We start from the raw sequence: 19,011 nt of genomic DNA, 5'->3' as shown, positions 1-19,011 counted from the left end.
GGACAAGTCCCCTCGCCACAGAGGTGTTCTAGCGCACCGCGCTAACCCCATCCAGCGTCGAAAACGACGTGTCCTTGGCCGTCAGCAAGAAGTCCCGCATGTACGGCGCATCGAGCATGTCGGCCCGGATTGCCGCATACAGCGTCGCAAACAGGCCTTTCTCGCCCAGGCGCTTGGCCTTCACGTAGCCCCGTGAGCTGTATTCATGCAGCGCCCAATGGGGCATGCCGCACACACCGCGCCCGCTGGCCACCAGTTGCATCATCATCACCGTCAGTTCCGAGGTGCGGACCTGGGCCGGTTCGACGTCGGCCGGTTCCAGGAAGCGCGTGAAGATATCCAGCCGGTCACGTTCCACCGGATAGGTGATCAGGGTTTCGCTGAGCAAGTCTTGCGGGACGATGTAGGCCTTGCTGGCCAGGCGGTGCTGGTTCGCCACCGCGAGCATCGCTTCATAGGTAAACAGTGGCACATAGGTGATCCCTACCAGTTCCACCGGGTCGGACGTCACCACCAGGTCCAGGTCGCCACGGGCCAGGGCGGGCAGCGGGGCGAAGGAGAAGCCCGAGGCCAGGTCCAGCTCGACTTCCGGCCAGGCGTCGCGGAACTGGTCGATGGTCGGCATCAGCCACTGGAAACAACTGTGGCACTCGATGGCCATGTGCAGGCGCCCCGCGGTGCCGCCGGCCAACCGCGCGATATCGCGCTCAGCGGCGCGCAGCAGCGGCAAGGTGGCGTCGGCCAGTTGCAGCAGGCGCAAGCCGGCACTGGTGAAACGCACCGGCTTGGTCTTGCGCACGAACAACGGCATGCCCATGCGTTCTTCAAGTTCCTTGAACTGATGGGACAGCGCCGACTGCGTCAGGTGCAGGCGGTCGGCTGCATCCACCAGGCTATCGGCTTCGCGCAAGGCGTGCAGGGTCTTCAGGTGACGGATTTCAAGCACCGTGGGGCTCCATGAGGAAAACTTGTGATCAACACGAAAAGGTTGAGTTTGTCTCATGATGGCTTCGCTGTCGACAATAGCGCCATCTTTTACCCAGGAGCAATTCGACATGGCCGTAGCCCACACCCTTGGTTTCCCCCGCATCGGTGCCGACCGCGAACTGAAAAAAGCCCTCGAATCCTACTGGAAGGGCGACCTTGACCAACAGGCGCTGAAAAACGTCGGTCGCCAATTGCGCGCCCGCCACTGGCAATTGCAGAAAGACGCCGGTATCGACCTGCTGCCGGTCGGCGACTTTGCCTGGTATGACCAGGTACTGACTCATTCCCTGGCCTTCGGCGTAATCCCCGAGCGTTTCGACAGCACCCGCGACGCGCGTGGCCTGCCGACCCTCGACACGCTGTTCGCCATGGCCCGTGGCGCCACGGCGAGCTGCTGCGGCGCGGAGCACGGCTCAGAGCAATACGCCCAGGAACTGACCAAGTGGTTCGACACCAATTACCACTACCTGGTCCCGGAATTCAGCGCTGACCAGCAGTTCACGCTGAGCTGGGAACAGCTGTTCGATGAAGTCGATGAAGCCAAGGCCCTGGGGCACACCGTCAAGCCGGTGATCATCGGCCCGCTGACTTACCTGTGGCTGGGCAAAGTCAAAGGCCAGGACTTCGATAAACTCGACCTGTTGGAACGCCTGCTGCCGGTCTACAACGAAATCCTCGTGCGTCTCGCTGCCCAAGGCGTGGAGTGGGTACAGATCGATGAACCGATCCTGACCCTCGACTTGCCGCAGGAATGGAAAAACGCCTTTGAACGGGCCTACCACATCCTGCAGTACTCGCCGCTGAAAAAGCTGCTGGCCACTTACTTCAGCGGCCTGCAGGACAACCTTGGCCTGGCTGTCGGCCTGCCGGTGCAAGGCTTGCACATCGATGCGGTGCGTGCGCCGGATCAACTGCTGCACGTGCTCGATCGCCTGCCAACCTACAAGATTCTCTCGGTGGGTCTGGTCAATGGCCGCAACGTCTGGCGCTGCGAGCTGGAACCGGTGCTGGCGCAACTGCAATTTGCCCAGGAGCGTTTTGGCGACAACCTGTGGGTCAGCACCTCCTGTTCGCTGCTGCACAGCCCGGTAGACCTGGAGCGTGAAGACAAGCTCGATCCGGAACTGAAAAGCTGGCTGGCGTTTGCGGTGCAGAAATGTGGCGAAATCGCGGTACTGCGCGATGCCCTGAATGATCCGCAAGCACCCAAAGTGCAAGCGGCGCTGGCTCAAAGCCGTGCCATTGCGACCAGCCGCGCCGAGTCGCCGCGTATTCACAAGGCCCAGGTACAGGCGCGGATCAACGCCATCGTTGCCACGGACAGCCAGCGTCATTCACCGTTTGCCAAACGCATCGAGCAACAGCGCGCACGCTTGAAGTTGCCAGCGTTCCCGACCACCACCATCGGCTCGTTTCCGCAGACTGGCTCGATTCGCCTGGCGCGTCAGGCCTTCAAGCAAGGCAAGCTGTCGGCCAACGATTACACCGATGCCATGCACCACGAAATTCGCCACGCAGTGCAGATTCAGGAGCGTCTGGGGCTGGACGTGCTGGTGCATGGCGAAGCCGAACGCAATGACATGGTCGAGTACTTCGCCGAACAGCTGGATGGGTATGCCTTTACCCGCTTCGGATGGGTGCAGAGCTACGGTTCGCGCTGTGTGAAACCGGCAATCATCTATGGCGACCTGAGCCGTCCCAAAGCCATGACGGTCGACTGGATCAGCTACGCGCAGAGCCAGACCGACAAGGTCATGAAAGGCATGCTTACCGGTCCCGTGACCATGCTGATGTGGTCATTCCCCCGCGAAGACGTGTTACGCAAAGTCCAGGCGCAGCAACTGGCCCTCGCCCTGCGCGATGAGGTGCTGGATCTGGAAGCCGCCGGCATCAAGATCGTACAGATCGACGAAGCGGCGTTCCGCGAAGGGCTGCCACTGCGCCGGGCGCAATGGCAGGAGTATCTGGAGTGGGCGGTAGAGGCGTTCCGCTTGAGCGCCAGCGGTGTGCGTGACGAAACGCAGATTCACACCCACATGTGCTACAGCGAGTTCAACGATGTGATCGAGGCCATCGCAGCGATGGACGCCGATGTGATCACCATTGAAACCTCGCGTTCGGACATGGAGTTGCTGCAAGCCTTTGAGGCGTTCGACTACCCGAACGATATCGGTCCGGGTGTCTACGACATCCATTCGCCACGGGTGCCGGACACCGCCGAAATGGTCAAATTGATCAGCAAGGCCGTCAAGCGGATCCCGGCCGAGCGGCTGTGGGTCAACCCCGATTGTGGTTTGAAGACCCGGGCGTGGCCGGAAACCGAGGCTGCCTTGGTGAACATGGTCGCCGCGGCACGACAACTGCGCAGCCAACTGGCTTGAGGACGATAACGGGAGTGGTTCAACCGCTCCCGTTATCGCGTGTCAGGCCTGATCGAAATGTCGCAATACCGTTGACCGTTTGCCAATGTCGGCATAGGGCAGGGTGGCGTCATCGGCGTGGGTCAGATACCGGTACTGCGGCAGTTTCAGGTGCGCCTTTTCGAATTCGGCGAAGGCGGGTGTGGCCTTGCTGTAATGAAAATGGGCGTACCACAACACGTTGGACGGGACGCTGGTCAGGTCCCAGATTTCGTATTCCTGCAGGTAGTCGGCTCGGCCACCCGGGCGTTTTCGCAGGCTTTTGATCGGGCTGGTTTTACGTATCTCCACAGCGTTGTGGGTAATCAAGTCATCGAGCATGCCATCCGTAGGGTTTTTGCTCAGTAGCGACTGCCGAGTACGCATCTGGCGTCCGGTGGCGATCAGTTCCGTCGCCTTGTTACGCAGTTGCTCGATGACGGGGCTCTGTGGAACAACGGCTTCGATGTCCAGCGCCCGCCGCGTCAGCTCGCTGGCTTCACTGACCATCATGTGCTCCAGATCGACCGGGAGCATGTCTTGCGCCGCATAGGTTTCGATCTTCGACTGGTAGGCCTGCTGCGACTGAAGGCGGTTACGGGCGTCTTCGAGCATGGCGGCAGGGTTCCTTTGCGCGGGACGAGCGGTCGGCGCTGCTGGATTGAGCAAGCGAAACTTGCCGTTTGCACCCTGTTCCCACGTTTCCTGGACGCCACCCTGGCCAGTCAGGATGTATTGGTGCTTCTGGGTTGTCGGCTCCCAGCGTTCGACCCCGATTAACAGATGGTCGTCTTCAGTGGTGAAGATTTTCTTGCTGCGTTGCCCGGAGGGCAGGGCTGGAGCCGGTTGGTCGATAGCCTTGCGTGCCCGTTCGACCATTTTCTCGATACCCTCGAGCAAGGGCGCAACAGCGTCGAGATGAAAGTGCCCGGGGTAGCTGGCGGTCCAGGCGTTCATGCCGCGACGAAATTGCTGATAGTGCTCAAGGCACTCCTGAAGAATCTGATTGCGCTGGGCTCGGTTGGCGGTGACTTCCGGCAGGCTGTATTGGGTAAACAATGCACGGTCGACTTTGGTCCGCAGGCTGTCGACCTGGGCCTGTAGATGGAACCAGGAGAGATCCTGTGTCGTGTCGAAGCGCTGGACGGTTTCCAGCAAATGCCCGGTTTTCAAGTAAAGCAGATTGGCTTCACTCAGGCGTGCGTTCAACATCGTTACTTCGGGCGTCATTTGCGCCTTTTCGGTACTGATCGTAATGCGCTCGTACCACCGCTTGAGCTCGCCCATTGCCGTTTCCATCTGCCCCAGGTGGCCGATCAGTTCGACGCGAATTTTTCGGATGTCTTGCAGAATCCGAAGGCGTTCGGCGTGCGCGTTGTCCGGTAACTCGTCCAGTTGGTCGATTAGAGCGTCGATCCTGTCCATGAGCGGGTTAGCTCGATGATTGATGAAAAAGACCCGCTGCTTTTGGCGATCGGCGATCACGAGGGCATCATTACTTTGCATGTCCTTGAGTACACGCCGTTTGTTGCCATGTGTCAGGGGCGCCAGTTCGACCAGCGTCTGATAGTGCCTGTTGACTATTTCGATGTCGCTGAGACAGGCTGTATCGGCGGCTGGCAACAGGTCCGGGCGGGCTTCGACGGGGCTGCTGTTGTACCGGTTCAGCGTTGCGTTAGTGCCCTGGATCCGGGTCTCGATTTGCGGCGCCAAGTCATCGGCGGCTTCGGTCAATTCATGGTGACGACGAAACACCCGATCGGCCCACCAGCGTGGCAGTCGCTCGCGAATGGCGGCCGGCCAGAGCGGGTCGAAGGTGTCCGCCAGATGTCCGAGCACGCCACCACCACCCAGCCCGCCGCCGTCGAAAGTCGACCCGTAAACACCGAACCAGGTGTCCCACCGGCCTGCTTCATCGAGAGCGATGGGTTGCTTGTAGGTTTTTTTATGAGTGCCGCTCAGTCGCCAGCCGCGTGAGTCCTTGCTCAGTTCAGCCTGGAAGATTCGGCCATGGCGCGTGATGAAGTCACCATCGGCATGACGGTACACATTGCGATAGACACCGTGCTCAACCGGTTGCAACCCGACGAGGGAGATTGGTTTTTCATACTCGTAACCGGCGAAACGTTGGGCGATGTGCCGCGCCTGGTGTTTTGAGGTCGGTGGCAAGGCCAGGGTGCCTTTGCCAAGCGCCTTTAACTGACGAGCACGCGTCAACGTGCGGGCGGCTGCGGCCGATCGGGTGCCCATCGTACTGGGAAGGAGGTCCATGGCGGCATCGATCAGAGACAACAGCACCGACTCTATCTCTGTCAGGCCTTCACCCGCGTCCGCGCGTAACAGCGCTGCGACAGCCCGATTGGCGCTGCTCCAGGCATCGTAGAAAGCAATGGCTGCGCCCACGTAGGGCACAAGGCCCAAGGCCATTTTTATGTAGTTCAACGCCTTCGGTCCGCTGAGCGCGTAGCGTTCCAGGAATAACGCTTCGTTGGAACGCGATGTGCCGCGATGGGCTTCGATCAGGCGTCCCATCTGGGTATTGAGCAGGTGCGCGGCCAGTGAAGTGACCGCCGGCCAGCGTGCCCCGACACCGATCATGGCGTCGAAGTGTTTGAGGACGGCCTGGTTGATCCGGCTTTCATGAGCCCGCACGTCTCCCTGCAAAGCGCGATCGGCCAGGTAGCTGACCATCTCACTGCGCAGGCACAGGTTGAACAGGGCCTTGCGCGCGTCTTCGAGGCTGTCGTGACGGCGCAGGAACTGGCCATCGGGACTGTCGGGCAGGTACAGCAAAGTCATGCCGCTGACCTGTTCGTGAATGAACGTCACCCCGGACAAGGTCACCGGGCCCTCGTTGGGGGTGTCCTTGCCGCCCGCGCTCAGGTAGGCCGGCAATAATTCGATGCGCTTGCCGCCCGCGAGCCAGGCTTGCGGGGTATCGGCGTCGATGGCGGCGTTCAGGACGAGCAGGTCGTCGAGGCCGATGTGTCGTTGCAGGCGTGCACACTCCCCTTGCAGCTTGAGGGTTTGGCGCCAGGGCTCGATCAGGCATTCCCGGCGATGTTCCCTTACAAACAGCGGTTCGCCGTGACTGCCCATGAACGTGTCATAGATGAGTTGTTCGTAGACCTTGGGCAAGTCGAGTTCCGGCAGCGTCTTGCGCAGGTAGGCATGGGTAATGCCGGTTGTCAGGGCCTGGCGTTCGCCGTCGTCCGGCGCCTTGACTTCCACCCGCATGAAGCCCAGGCGCAAGGACAAGGGCTCAAGCTGCATCGACGGCTTGTTGTCGATGTTGAGTTGGGCGAGTTCTTCGAGTGACATCTTGCTTCTGGCGGTACTGGGCACCGTCACCAGTTTTTGCGGGGTACCGGGAGCCGCGCCGTCCGTCAGTTGTTTTTGCAGCGTGACGGAGTCGGGCAAGTCCAGTTGGACGTCGAAGTCGCCTTTGAGCGAGAAATCCTGGCGCAGGCGCGCCTGAAGGTGTCGACGGGTGAAGACTTCGCGAGGCGCCAGGGTTTTTTCCAGTTGTTCGTGGCCGCGTTTCATGGCCTGGATACAAGCGCTGGTCAGGCTCTTGAGCCTGGCACGGTCGGGAGCTGCCAAGGTCGTCAACCAGGTGGGAAGCCTGGCAACCATCGCGGCGCTGCGCTGCTGTTCCAGAATATGCATGAGCGCCAGGCTTCTCGCTGCGTTCACCGGGACCTGCAGTAGTGCCAGCGTTTGTTTGCGCAGCTTTTCCAGTGCCTGCGCACGTTGTGTCGCCTGGCCGCTGTCAGGATAGCGCTGGCGTGTTTGCGCGGCTTGTTCTTCGAAAAAGCTGATCTGTTGATTGAGGCTGTATAACAGCGGATCGGTCGTGATGGTCTTCAGGTGCAGGGCCAGGACCGGGTCCCGTCCCTGGATTTTCAACAACTGCTCTTCCAGGTCCTTGCGGTTGGCGAATCGTTGCAAGCCGCCGCCAATACCGGGCCAGTAGAGCAGCAGGCTGTGAGGGGATTCTGGATCGGACAGAGTGTGTGTCCGGCCAATCACAAACACCCCTTTGAGCTCATGGGGCAAAGGATCGCCGGCGTCTGTTCTCACACTCAGCATCAGGCTGGCGAATGCAACGTCAGGGTCTGGCTCGGCGGCTGTGTCCAGCAGGCCCCTGAGCAATTCGAGTTCCGTGCTATCGAGCTGATTAAGCGTGCGTTGCAGTTCCACCTCGGCCTTCAGGCCGTCTTTGTGTGCCTGGTAGAGTGCGTTGAAGCCACGATTGAACGTTATCAGGTCCAGTGTGCGCGATCGGTAGAGCAAGGTGGATGCGGCCGCGTCTGCAGCAAGCTCTGCGGTTTCCAGCGCCTTGAGTGTGTCCTCAAGTGCTTGTTGAAGGTCACTGTCCAGCGCCTCACCCAGCAGTGTTTCGAGCACCGCACGCTGTTTGCCAAGCGAGGCCTGGCGCAGCGACAGTGGAATATCCGCAGACAGGCTATCGAATAGCGATGATTGATCTTCATCGCCAACGCCTTCGGTCTGATCCAGGTCCTCAAGGGGCGGCGCTTGGGCGAATACCTCGGCGAGGCGCCCTTGCGGTCCGGGCGAAAACAGGTCCGCGATGCCTGTCGTCAATGGCCCGGTCCGGGCCGTGTATTCAAACCTGTAATGGCTGGGGAGCTCTGGCGGGGCGAGTAGTTGCGCGGACAACCAGTGCTCCATGTCGCTGCGGTCTTTGAAGGCCTGGACGGGGACCGGTCGAGACGGCAAGTACAGCAATTGCGCGACGGGGTGCTGGTTGCCCACGCTGATCACCCAGGCCGCGGGAAGTTTGAGGATGCTGTTGTCGCTCAGCTTCAGCGCCAGGTGTTCGCAGTGGATCAACTGATCGTCCAACTGCATTGCCTGGGGCCCTGAATCCAAAACCAACCACAACGGTTTCAATTGTTCGGCGCTCACGGTGCTCAGGGCGAATGCCACCTGGGCCGCGGCTTCGATATGTTCGCGGTACAACTGACTGGCCCGATCACGCCGTGACAGCGGTGTTCCGGGGGCGCGGGCATCCCAATAGGCATTGGCGTCTTCGCTGCGCGGCGCGTCGGCGAACAGCGCCTGCAAACCTTCCTTGCATGCTTGCCAACGGGTCAAGGCGCCTTGCAGCAGGCTCTGATCGATATGGCTCGGCAGCGTCGAGAACTCGGGGATGGGGATTAGAGAGGGGGTGGGGAGAGTTGGGGGCAGCAGCGTCGGGAGCAGTCTTTCGGTCATGGTGGAGGGCTCTTCTACGGGGAGCGGCAAGTCCACTCCTGATCCAGCGCCATTAAAAAAAAATCCCCCAGGCCCGTGGTACTACATAGTTACCGCATCGACCGCTGAGCGGCATTCATCAAATTGTCATGCAACTGTGGCAGCGCGCTTGAACAAACTTCATCAGACTTTCGCTCTACTGGGGTTCTGCGTTTCGGTGTTTTTCATGCGTGCACGATTTTTATCGACAGCGGCCTTTTTGGCCGCGTTGTTGTTGAGTTTTCCTTCTTTTTCGGCGTCCCGCTGTGACGTCAATGTGGCCACCGAGCGGGTCGACCTGGATCAGGTAAGCCTGGCGTACCAGAGCATCGGTCGCGCCTCGGACCCGGCGTTGCTGCTGGTGATGGGCCTGGGGGGGCAGTTGATTCATTGGCCTGACGAAGTGGTGGTTGCGCTCTGTCAGCAAGGGTTCCGGGTGATTCGCTACGACAATCGCGACGTCGGCCTGTCGACCTGGCGGCAACCCCCCGTCGAGGCCAACCTGACCTTCGAAGTGTTGCGCTATAAGCTCGGCTTGCCCGTGTCGGCGCCATACTCCCTGACCGATATGGCGGATGATGCACTGGGCCTGATGGATGCGTTGCACATCGAGCAATTTCACGTGCTGGGCGCCAGCATGGGCGGGATGATTGCCCAGCACATGGCGGCGATGGCGCCACAGCGGGTTGAAAGCCTGACCCTGATCATGAGTACTTCCGGCGCCGAAGGTTTACCCGCACCCAGTGCGGCGCTGCTGCAGTTGCTGGCGCGCCGGGGGGCGCCCAATCGTGAAATCGCACTGGAACAACAGGCGGACCTGCTGGCGGCACTGGGCAGTCCGTCGGTGACCGATGATCGTCAGGCACTGTTGCATCAGGCGGCACTGGCGTATGACCGGGCATTCAATCCCGAGGGGGCTAAACGGCAGATCCTGGCGATCCTGGCCGAGCCGAGCCGAGTGGCACTGCTCAACCAGCTACGGGTGCCGGCGCTGGTGGTGCATGGCACGGCCGATCCGTTGTTGCCGGTGATGCACGGCGTGCACCTGGCGGCGCATCTGCGTGGCAGCCAGTTGAAGTTGATACCGGGGTTGGCTCATCGGTTTCAGGAAGCGTTCAAGGCGCCGTTGCTGGCGGCGGTGTTGCCGTACCTACGGGCGCATCGTGAGGACACTTCGCATTGGGCGCAGGTTGAGCCCGTGGCGGAACACAACCTTTTGTAACACCGCCTTCCCCTGTGGGAGCGAGCCTGCTCGCGAAAGCGGTGGCACAGTCAACATTGGCATGACCGACCCTCCGTCTTCGCGAGCAGGCTCGCTCCCACAGAGGAATTGTGATCAGGCCTGCAAGCGAATCCAAACTGTGACCAGCGCCGTCGCCGCGATCAACCACGCCACTGCCGCCACGGCCAGCGATGCCTCGAGGCGCATGCGATCGACCAGCACATAGAGGGTTGCCAGGTAGATGAAGTAAGGAATGATCGACCACATGCCAAACACGATGGTGGTCTTCAAGTCATCCAGCGAACGACCCTTGCCGACAATGTAGTGGGCAATCAGTGCAAAGGTCGGAAACAGTGGCACCAGTCCGGCGATGTAATAGTTTCTGGTCTTGGCCAGGGCCGCGAGGATCACCACCACCGATGCGCCCAGGGTTGCTTTGAGAATCAGATCCATCAGTGGCTTAGCCCGTACTTTTTCACTTTGTCGAACAGCGTGGTCTTGGCCATGCCCAGTTCCTGGCTGGCCTGGGTCAGGTTGCCGCCGCTGCGTTGCAAGGCATCGCTTAGCAAGTTGCGCTCAAAGGCCTCCACCGCTTCAGCGAAAGCCAGGCCTTGGGCGGCACCGCCCGCACCCGGTTTCTTGAATGCCGGCAGGCCCAGGGCAAATCGCTCGGCGACGTTGCGCAATTCGCGCACGTTACCCGGCCAATCGTGGCTCATCAGGTTAGACAGGGTCTGGTTATCCAGCTCCGGTACGGCGCGGTCGAAACGCAAGGACGATTGCTGCAAGAAAAACTCGAACAATTGCAGGATGTCTTCGCGGCGCTCGCGCAGAGGTGGCAGTTCCAGGGTCACCACATTAAGGCGGTAATACAGGTCGCTGCGAAATTCACCGGCCTTGCTCGACTCGTCGAGATCGGATTTGGTGGCCGCGATCACCCGGCAGTCCACCGCCACGCTCTGGTTCGAGCCGAGGCGTTCGAGGGTGCGCTCCTGCAATACCCGCAGCAGTTTGATCTGCAGGGGCAGGGGCATGCTTTCCACTTCGTCGAGGAACAGCGTGCCGCCGTCGGCATGCTCGATCTTGCCGATCCGCCGTTTGCCTGCGCCGGTGAAGGCGTTGGCTTCGTGGCCGAAGATTTCGCTTTCGAACAGGTTTTCCGGCAGGCCACCACAATTGAGCGCCACGAATTGCCGGGTGTGCCGACGACTGAAATCATGCAGGCAGCGCGCGACCAGTTCCTTGCCGGTGCCGGTTTCGCCCTCGATCAGCACGTTGGCTGACGTATCGGCAACATTGGCAATGAGTTCGCGCAAGTTCTGCATTGCCGGCGAACGGCCGATGATTCGACCTTCAAGTGAGTCGCGCTCGGCCAGTTGCCGGCGCAACGACGAGACTTCTCGTGCCAGGCTGCGTTGCTCCAGGGCACGGCGCGCTACATCCACCAGGCGTTCGGGAGAGAAGGGCTTCTCCATGAAATCGTAGGCACCTTTCTGCATGGCGCCGACGGCCATGGAGATGTCGCCGTGACCGGTAATCAGCACTACCGGCAAGCTGCGGTCGCGGGCCTTGAGTCGGTTCAGCAGTTCCAGTCCATCGATGCCGGGCAGGCGAATGTCACTGATGACGATGCCGGCGAAGTTTTCGCCCACCCGCTCCAGGGCTTCCTCGGCACTGCCGACACCGATGCAGGGAATATCTTCCAGGGTCAGTGCCTGCTGGCAGCCGAGCAAAACATGGGGGTCGTCTTCGACGATCAATACACTAAGGTCGTTGTTCATATTGGCTCAGCGGAAGTGGGGCTTACCAACGGTAAACTGAGGACGAAAGCAGTACCACCGCTGGCCGGGTGTTCGACACCCAGGTGACCGCCAGTGGCAGCGGCCAGGCTCGCGGAAAGGGTCAGGCCTAGGCCCAGGCCTTGTTCGCCGGGCTTGGTGGTGAAAAATGGTTCGAACAGGTGTTTGCGCGCTTCGGCATCGATGCCGTGGCCATTGTCCCGTACACGCAGCCGATATTTACCCTCCAGTGCTTCGCCTTCAAGCCACAATTCGGGCTGCGGCTGCGCCTGCATGGCGTCCAGGGCGTTGCCAACCAGGTTGACCAGGATCTGCTCCAGGCGCGTCTGATCGATCTGCATTTGCACATCGTCGAAGTGGCGATGCACCTGCAGATGGGCGTTTTCCACACGCCCGCCGAGCAATTGCAAGGCGGCGTCCACGGCTTTGCCAAGACAAGCCTGGCCCTTGTCGTCACCGCGCCGGGCGAAGGAGCGCAGGCTGGCGGTGATCCGGCCCATGCGGTCGATCAATTCGTTGATGGTCTTGAGGTTGGTGCTGGCCACATCCAGTTGACCGCGCTCGAGAAACCGCACGGTGTTGCCGGACAAGGTGCGCAGCGCCGCCAACGGCTGGTTCAATTCGTGGGCGATGCTGGTGGACATCTGGCCAATCGCGGCGAGTTTCCCGGCCTGCACCAGTTCGTCCTGGGCACGGCGCAGCGTCTCTTCGGCGTGACGACGCTCGCGGATCTGCCCCTTGAGCCGCTCGTTGCTGGCGCGCAGGTCGGTGGTGCGTTCGGTAATCCGACGCTCCAATTGGTTGTTGGCTTCCTGCAAGGCTTCTCGGGCAGCGAGACGGGTGGCGATCACTTTGCGCCGCTCGTTCCAGGCGATCAGCAGGAACGCCACAAGGGCAAAGGCCACGGCCACCAGAATCCCTTGGTTGACCGCTTCGCGGCGCAGATCCTGCAGTGGCGTGAGCAGGGTGAAATTCCACGGTGTATCGCTCAGGGGACGAGTTTGTGACAGGTAGCTGATGTTTTCGTCATCGGAAACCAGTTCGCTATTGGCGGGGAAGGTGAGTTTCTCCACGCCCTCGGACAGGGTTTCCCGGGCCAACGGTTGCAATTCGTTCAGTGGGAACCAGTAGTACTGGAGACTGCGGGCGAGCTTTTCCTTGGTTTCTTCGCTCAGCGGCACCACCGATTTCAGGCGTCGAGCGGGGTCACTGGAGAGAATGATGATGCCGTTCTCGTCGCTGACGAAGGCTTCAAGGCGCGCGCGTTGCCAACGCTCCTCCATGGCCTCGAGGCGGACCTTGACCACCGCGACGCCGATGATCTTGCCGTGTTCTTCCAGGCCATGGGCCAAGTAGTAACCGGGTTCGCCGTTGGTGCTGCCAATGCCATAGAAGCGTCCGGGCTGGCCACGCACGGCGTTCTGGAAATAGGCACGGAAAGACAGGTCTTCACCCAGGTAACTGTCGACATCGCGCCAGTTGCTGGTGGCCATGACGCGGCCGGTGGTGTCCATCACGTAGATGGCCCGGCTGCGGCTGCGCCGGTTCAGGCCTTCTAGGTAATCATTGACGGTCTGCCGGTGCTCCGGCGTCGGGTCGGCCAGCAGCTTCGAAACACTGGTTTCGAGTTCCAGCAGGCTGGGTAGGTAAGTGTATTTGCTGATCTCGCTCTCGACAGCGCGGGCGTGCAGTTCCAGCTGGCGCTGGCCATTTTCGCCGAGGCTGCGGATTCCGTAGTGTTCACTGGTCCAGAAGCCGATATAACCCAGTCCGATCATCAGGGCGATGATCAGCGGCGGCAGGAACAGATGGCGAATCAGGCGAGGTTTCACGGCGAGTGATGGCGACGCGGCGCGATAGAGATTGGGGTCGCATTTCATCACAGATGCCTTGGGTCAACCAGCGTCGGCCTCCTGTAGGAGCGAGCATGCTCGCGATGGTCGTCAACGAAGACGCGTTCATCCTGGATGTACGCGGTGTCTTTGAGGTCATCGCGAGCATGCTCGCTCCTACAGAGGGGCGGCCGTGTTGCTGTTAGTGTTGCAGGATCTTGTTGAGGAAGTGCTGCGTACGCTCGGCGCGGTGGCTGATGTCGCCGAAGAACTCCTCTTTCTTGCAGTCTTCGATGATTTTGCCCTGGTCCATGAAGATCACCCGGTCGGCCACTTTACGGGCGAAACCCATTTCGTGGGTTACGCACATCATGGTCATGCCTTCGTGGGCCAGTTGCACCATCACGTCCAGCACTTCGTTGACCATTTCCGGGTCCAGCGCCGAGGTCGGTTCGTCGAACAGCATGACGATCGGGTCCATCGCCAGCGCGCGGGCAATCGCCACACGCTGCTGCTGGCCACCGGAGAGTTGGCCCGGGTGCTTGTGGGCGTGAGCCGAGAGGCCAACACGTTCAAGCAGTTGCAGGCCTTTCTTGGTGGCCTCTTCCTTGCTGCGGCCCAGCACCTTGATCTGCGCGATGGTCAGGTTTTCAGTGATGGTCAGGTGCGGGAACAGTTCGAAATGCTGGAACACCATGCCCACGCGCGAACGCAGTTTCGGCAGGTTGGTCTTCGGGTCGGCGATGGAGGTGCCGTCAACCACGATGTCGCCTTTCTGGAACGGTTCCAGGGCGTTGACGCACTTGATCAGGGTCGACTTGCCGGAACCGGACGGCCCGCATACCACGATCACTTCGCCTTTCTTGACCTCGGTGCTGCAATCAGTCAGTACCTGGAAGTCCCCATACCACTTGTTGATGCTTTTGATAGAGATCATACGGCGAACCTTTTTTGCAGACGCTTGACCAGCAGCGAGGCGGAAAAGCTGATGATGAAGTACACGAGACCCGCGAAAATCAGGAACTCATTGGAGCGGCCAATGATGTCGCCACTGGCGCGCGAGGCATTGAGGAAGTCCACCAGACCGACGGCGTACACCAGCGAGGTGTCCTGGAACAGGATGATGCTCTGTTGCAGCAGCAGCGGGGTCATCTTGCGGAACGCCTGGGGCAGGATGATCAGGCGCATCATCTGGCCGTAAGTCATGCCCAGTGCCTTGGCAGCCCCCATCTGGCCCTTGGGAATCGACTGCACGCCAGCACGGACGATTTCGCAGAAGTACGCCGCTTCGAACATCATGAACGCCACGATGCAGGAAGTGAACGCACCGATCGGCGTGTCTTCGCCAGTGATCCAGCGCAGCACGAACGGCACCGCCAGGTAGAACCAGGTGATCACCAGCAGCAACGGGATCGAGCGGAAGTAGTTGACGTACGCGCCGGCCAGGTTCGACAGCAATTTGTTGTGCGACAGACGGCACAGCGCCAGGATGGTACCGAGGATGATCCCGCCGATCACGCCCATGGCCATCAGCTTGAGGGTCATGACCATGCCGTTCCACAGGCCCGGCAGGGACGGGATGATGCCCGAGAAATCGAATTCCATCATTTACCCCCTACGGAAATCAGGCCCGGTACGGCGACTTTCTTCTCGACCAGGCGCATCAGCAACATCAGGCTCATGTTCAGGGTGAAGTAGATCAGCGTGGCCAGGGTGAAGGCTTCGAACAGGTTCGCGGAAAACTCGGCAGTCTGTTTGGTTTGCGCCAGCAGCTCCATCAAACCGATCAGCGAGGCCACGGAGGTGTTCTTGAAGACGTTGAGGAATTCCGAGGTGAGCGGTGGAATGATGATTCGATACGCCTGGGGCAGCAGTACGTTCCAGTAGATCTGCGGCAACTTGAAGCCCATGGCGCGGGCTGCAGACTCCTGGCCGCGAGGCAGCGCCTGGATACCGGTGCGCACCTGTTCGCAAACGCGGGCGGTGGTGAACAGGCCCAGGCACACGACAACGCTGAGGAATGCCGAGGTGGTCGGGTTCAGGTCCTGCTTGTACCACTCTTGCAGGTCGGCAGGCAGCAGGTCGGGTACCAGGAAGTACCAGATGAACAGCTGAACCAGCAGCGGCACATTACGGAAGAGTTCGACGTAGCAGGTGGCGATGCCCGATACGATGCGGTTCGGCACGGTGCGCATGACGCCCAGGATCGAACCCAGTGTCAGGGCAATGATCCAGGCCGCGATGGCGATGCCGATGGTCCAGCCCAGGCCGGCGATGTACCAGTCGAGATACGTCTCGCTGCCAACGCCAGTGGACTTGAAGAACACGCCCCAGTCCCAGTTGTAATTCATTAGGGTCTCCCCTTGAGATCAATCGATGTACCCGCTTGGGGGAAGCTCCGTTCCCGCCCGAACGAGATGCTCGGGCACACGCCACCGGCTCGACAGCCACCAGTTCGAGTGTTTCCAGAAATGCCAGCAGGGAGTGACAACCTCCCGAGAGGGCAGTGGCCCTCTCAGGAGATAAGGTTAGTCAGAAATCAGGATTTCTTGTCGTCAGCCGCTTTATCGGTCGGATTGGCGATCAGGGCCTTGAGCTCGTCGCTCATCGGGAAGTTCAGGTTCAGGCCTTTTGGCGGGATTGGCTGCATGAACCATTTCTCGTAGATCTTGTTGATCTCGCCCGATGCGTAGGTGGCCTTGATGGCGTCATCCACGGCCTTTTTGAACGGCTCGTCGCCTTTGCGCACCATGCAGCCGTAGATTTCGTAGGACTGTGGCGTACCGGTCACGGCCCAGTCACTGGCTTTCTTGGCCTTGGCCGCTTCACCGGCCAGCAGGGCGTCGTCCATCATGAATGCAACGGCGCGACCGGTTTCCAGCATCTGGAAGGACTCGCCGTGGTCTTTGGCGGAGATGACGTTCATGCCCATCTGCTTGTCGGCGTTCATCGCCTTGAGGATGCGCTCGGACGTGGTGCCGGCGGTGGTCACGACGTTCTTGCCGGCCAGGTCCGGGAAATCCTTGTACTTGGAGTCTGCCTTGGACAGCAGGCGAGTACCGATTTCGAAGATGCCGACGGAGAAGTCGACTTGTTGCTGGCGCTCGACGTTGTTGGTGGTCGAACCGCATTCCAGGTCCACGGTGCCGTTCTGCACCAGCGGGATACGGGTTTGCGAGGTGACGAGGTTGTACTTGACCTGCAGGTTCGGCAGATCCAGTTCTTTTTTCAGCGCTTCGACGACTTTCAGCTGGATGTCGTGGGAGTAGCCGACCGGTTTGCCGGAAGCGTCCGCAATGTAGGAGAACGGGATGGAAGCGTCACGATGCCCGAGGGTGATGACACCGGACTCTTTGATCTTTTTCAGGGTGCCGGTGAGTTCGGCGGCGAAAACTGGCGTGCTGATCAGAGCGGCAGCAATGGCTGCGCCCAGGATATGGGGAACGATGCGCATCAAATTTTCCTCGACATTGTTTTTTTTATGGAGCCAGTTCGTCGGCCCTTTTGTGCTTCGAATGCCCGACGGCTCCTGGAGCGTCGGTACAACAAACATTCGTCCAAGAGTGTAGAGCATGACTCGTGCCAGGCCAGGCTCGATGGTTCAATACATTGATTTATAAGGAGATTAAATATTTATTGAGGTTTTTTTAGGTAAGGGAAATCCGGTTAACCGAATTGACCACCCAGTCGCGTTCGGAAAACCGAATGCAAAAAGATCGCAGCCTGCGGCAACTCGCTCTGTAGGAGCTGCCGCAGGCTGCGATCTTTTGATCTGCTGCTCTATTCAAGCAATCCGTCAGGCTGCTTCGATCTTGCTGCGGTTCTGCTCGACCTTGCTCAAGTAATCGGCGAGCCTTTGCTGTTGTTCGGGGGTGGTGAACAAGCCGAGTTTGCTGCGCCGCCACAGAACGTCGTGGGCGCTGGTCGCCCACTCTTCGCTGCACAGGTAATCGACTTCGCGGGTGTAGAGACCGCCGCCAATGTGTTCGCCCATGTCGTTGAGGTTCTGTACGCCTTCGAGCATGCGCCAGGTGCGACTGCCGTAGGTGGTGGCCCAACGGCGCGAGATTTCGCTGGGGATCCAGTCGAACTTGTCACGGATCTGCGCGCTCAGCGCCTGCGGTGTGCTCATGTCTTCGCCGCCCGGCAGGGGGGCGTTGGCGGTCCAGCTTGGCAAGATGTGCGGGAAGTGCGACGCCAGTTGCGCCAGCGCCGATTCGGCCAGCTTGCGATAGGTGGTCAGTTTTCCGCCGAATACCGACAGCAGGGGCGCTTCCTCGCCACTGCCCGACAGCGCCAGGGTGTAGTCGCGGGTGACGGCCGATGGGTTGTCGGACTCGTCGTTGCACAGCGGACGAACGCCGGAGTAGCTGTGCAGGATATCGCCACGGCCGATCTGTTTTTTGAAGTGGGCGTTGACCACTTGCAGCAGGTAATCGGTTTCGGCCTCGGTAATCGCCACTTTTGCCGGATCACCGGTGTACTCGCGGTCGGTGGTGCCGATCAGGGTGAAGTGATTGAGGTATGGAATGGTGAAGACAATGCGCTGATCTTCGTTTTGCAGGATGTGCGCGTGATCGCCTTCGTACAGCTTCGGTACGATCAGGTGGCTGCCCTGGATCAGGCGGATGCCGTATGGCGATTCCATTTTCAGGTCGTCACGAATGAACTTGGCGACCCAGGGACCGGCTGCGTTCACCAGCGCCTTGGCACTGATCGAAAACAAGCTGCCATCGGCGCGCTCCAGGTGCAGGTGCCAGAGGCCTTTGGTGCGACGCGCGCTGACGCAGCGGGTCTGGGTGTGGACGTGTGCGCCTTTTTCCCGGGCGGCCATGGCATTCAATACCACCAGGCGCGCATCGTCGACCCAGCAGTCGGAATACTCGAAGCCTTTGGTGATTTCACTTTTCAGCGCGCTGTCGGGACCGAACTTCAGGCTTTTGGAACCGGCCAGCTTTTCCCGTTTACCCAGGTTGTCATAGAGGAACAGGCCAGCGCGGATCATCCAGGCCGGACGCAGGTGCGGGCGATGCGGGAGTACGAAACGCATTGGCTTGACGATGTGCGGGGCCTTGGCCAGCAGCACTTCGCGCTCGGCCAGGGCTTCGCGCACCAGGCGGAATTCGTAATGTTCAAGGTAACGCAGGCCGCCGTGGATCAGCTTGCTGCTGGCCGATGAGGTGTGGCTGGCCAGGTCATCCTTTTCGCAAAGGAACACCGAGAGCCCGCGGCCCGCGGCGTCTGCCGCGATCCCTGCGCCATTGATCCCGCCACCAATGACGGCGATATCGTAGACCTCGGCGAGAGGAGGCGTAGGTGAAATAGAAGTGGGCATCGGCTAAGGCCTCGGAATTCTTTGATTTTCTGTATTTGAATTCGAACATTAATGTTCATTTGCGAAAATCTTAGCCCATAAAGACACGCACAGCCAGTCGACTTCGATTGAAAAAACTCATCGAAGGGCGGTTAAAGGAAAATATTCGAACATTCTCGCGCTGATCGTTCCCATGCTC

At 60.2% G+C, this 19,011-nt stretch carries 12 protein-coding genes; 2 read left to right on the top strand and 10 right to left on the bottom strand.

Annotated elements, in window-relative coordinates:
- Positions 1 to 28: 28 nt before the first annotated feature.
- Entirely contained in the window at positions 29 to 946 is a 918-nt protein-coding gene (metR, locus tag PG5_RS29540; RefSeq protein WP_020800752.1) for a transcriptional regulator MetR, read from the bottom strand.
- Positions 947 to 1,055: 109 nt separating this feature from the next.
- Here metR and metE point away from each other — a divergent pair, with 109 nt between their 5' ends.
- Positions 1,056 to 3,368 (top strand): 5-methyltetrahydropteroyltriglutamate--homocysteine S-methyltransferase, encoded by a 2,313-nt coding sequence (gene metE / locus PG5_RS29535; RefSeq protein WP_042955864.1) that lies wholly within the window; start codon positions 1,056 to 1,058, stop codon positions 3,366 to 3,368.
- A 42-nt stretch (positions 3,369 to 3,410) separates the two neighbouring features.
- Here the strand turns inward: metE and PG5_RS29530 are convergent, their stop codons facing one another.
- Entirely contained in the window at positions 3,411 to 8,627 is a 5,217-nt protein-coding gene (locus PG5_RS29530; protein WP_020800750.1) for a dermonecrotic toxin domain-containing protein, read from the bottom strand.
- 205 nt (positions 8,628 to 8,832) lie between these two features.
- Here PG5_RS29530 and PG5_RS29525 point away from each other — a divergent pair, with 205 nt between their 5' ends.
- Positions 8,833 to 9,867 carry an alpha/beta fold hydrolase gene (locus PG5_RS29525; protein WP_033043248.1) on the top strand — a complete coding sequence of 345 codons (1,035 nt, stop codon included), beginning with the start codon at positions 8,833 to 8,835 and terminating at the stop codon, positions 9,865 to 9,867.
- A gap of 114 nt (positions 9,868 to 9,981) precedes the next feature.
- On the opposite strand, the gene PG5_RS29520 is transcribed toward PG5_RS29525, so the two are convergent.
- From PG5_RS29520 to glpD, 8 genes are all read right to left on the bottom strand, one after another.
- Positions 9,982 to 10,311, bottom strand: coding sequence for a GlpM family protein (locus tag PG5_RS29520; protein ID WP_173667182.1), 330 nt, complete (start codon positions 10,309 to 10,311; stop codon positions 9,982 to 9,984).
- Between the two features lie 8 nt (positions 10,312 to 10,319).
- Positions 10,320 to 11,648, bottom strand: coding sequence for a sigma-54 dependent transcriptional regulator (locus tag PG5_RS29515; RefSeq protein ID WP_020800746.1), 1,329 nt, complete (start codon positions 11,646 to 11,648; stop codon positions 10,320 to 10,322).
- Positions 11,645 to 13,546, bottom strand: a complete 1,902-nt coding sequence (locus PG5_RS29510) for a sensor histidine kinase (RefSeq protein ID WP_020800745.1) — start codon at positions 13,544 to 13,546, stop codon at positions 11,645 to 11,647. Before PG5_RS29510 ends, PG5_RS29515 begins: the two co-directional genes overlap by 4 nt.
- A gap of 154 nt (positions 13,547 to 13,700) precedes the next feature.
- A complete protein-coding gene (locus tag PG5_RS29505) occupies positions 13,701 to 14,435 on the bottom strand; it encodes an amino acid ABC transporter ATP-binding protein (protein WP_015093699.1) in 735 nt (244 codons plus the stop codon).
- On the bottom strand, positions 14,432 to 15,103 hold the full coding sequence (locus tag PG5_RS29500; RefSeq protein WP_020800743.1) for an amino acid ABC transporter permease: 672 nt from the start codon (positions 15,101 to 15,103) through the stop codon (positions 14,432 to 14,434). Before PG5_RS29500 ends, PG5_RS29505 begins: the two co-directional genes overlap by 4 nt.
- A complete protein-coding gene (locus tag PG5_RS29495; protein ID WP_020800742.1) occupies positions 15,103 to 15,849 on the bottom strand; it encodes an amino acid ABC transporter permease in 747 nt (248 codons plus the stop codon). The genes PG5_RS29500 and PG5_RS29495 overlap by 1 nt, the downstream gene beginning before the upstream one ends.
- 188 nt (positions 15,850 to 16,037) lie before the next feature.
- Positions 16,038 to 16,952: a glutamate/aspartate ABC transporter substrate-binding protein gene (locus tag PG5_RS29490; protein WP_020800741.1), complete on the bottom strand. Its 915-nt coding sequence runs from the start codon at positions 16,950 to 16,952 to the stop codon at positions 16,038 to 16,040.
- A gap of 342 nt (positions 16,953 to 17,294) precedes the next feature.
- On the bottom strand, positions 17,295 to 18,833 hold the full coding sequence (glpD, locus tag PG5_RS29485) for a glycerol-3-phosphate dehydrogenase (protein WP_020800739.1): 1,539 nt from the start codon (positions 18,831 to 18,833) through the stop codon (positions 17,295 to 17,297).
- Positions 18,834 to 19,011: the final 178 nt, after the last annotated feature.

Origin of the sequence: Pseudomonas sp. G5(2012), from assembly GCF_000408945.1 — a bacterium.
GTDB lineage: Bacteria > Pseudomonadota > Gammaproteobacteria > Pseudomonadales > Pseudomonadaceae > Aquipseudomonas > Aquipseudomonas umsongensis.
This window is presented reverse-complemented; position numbering and strand designations above follow the sequence as displayed.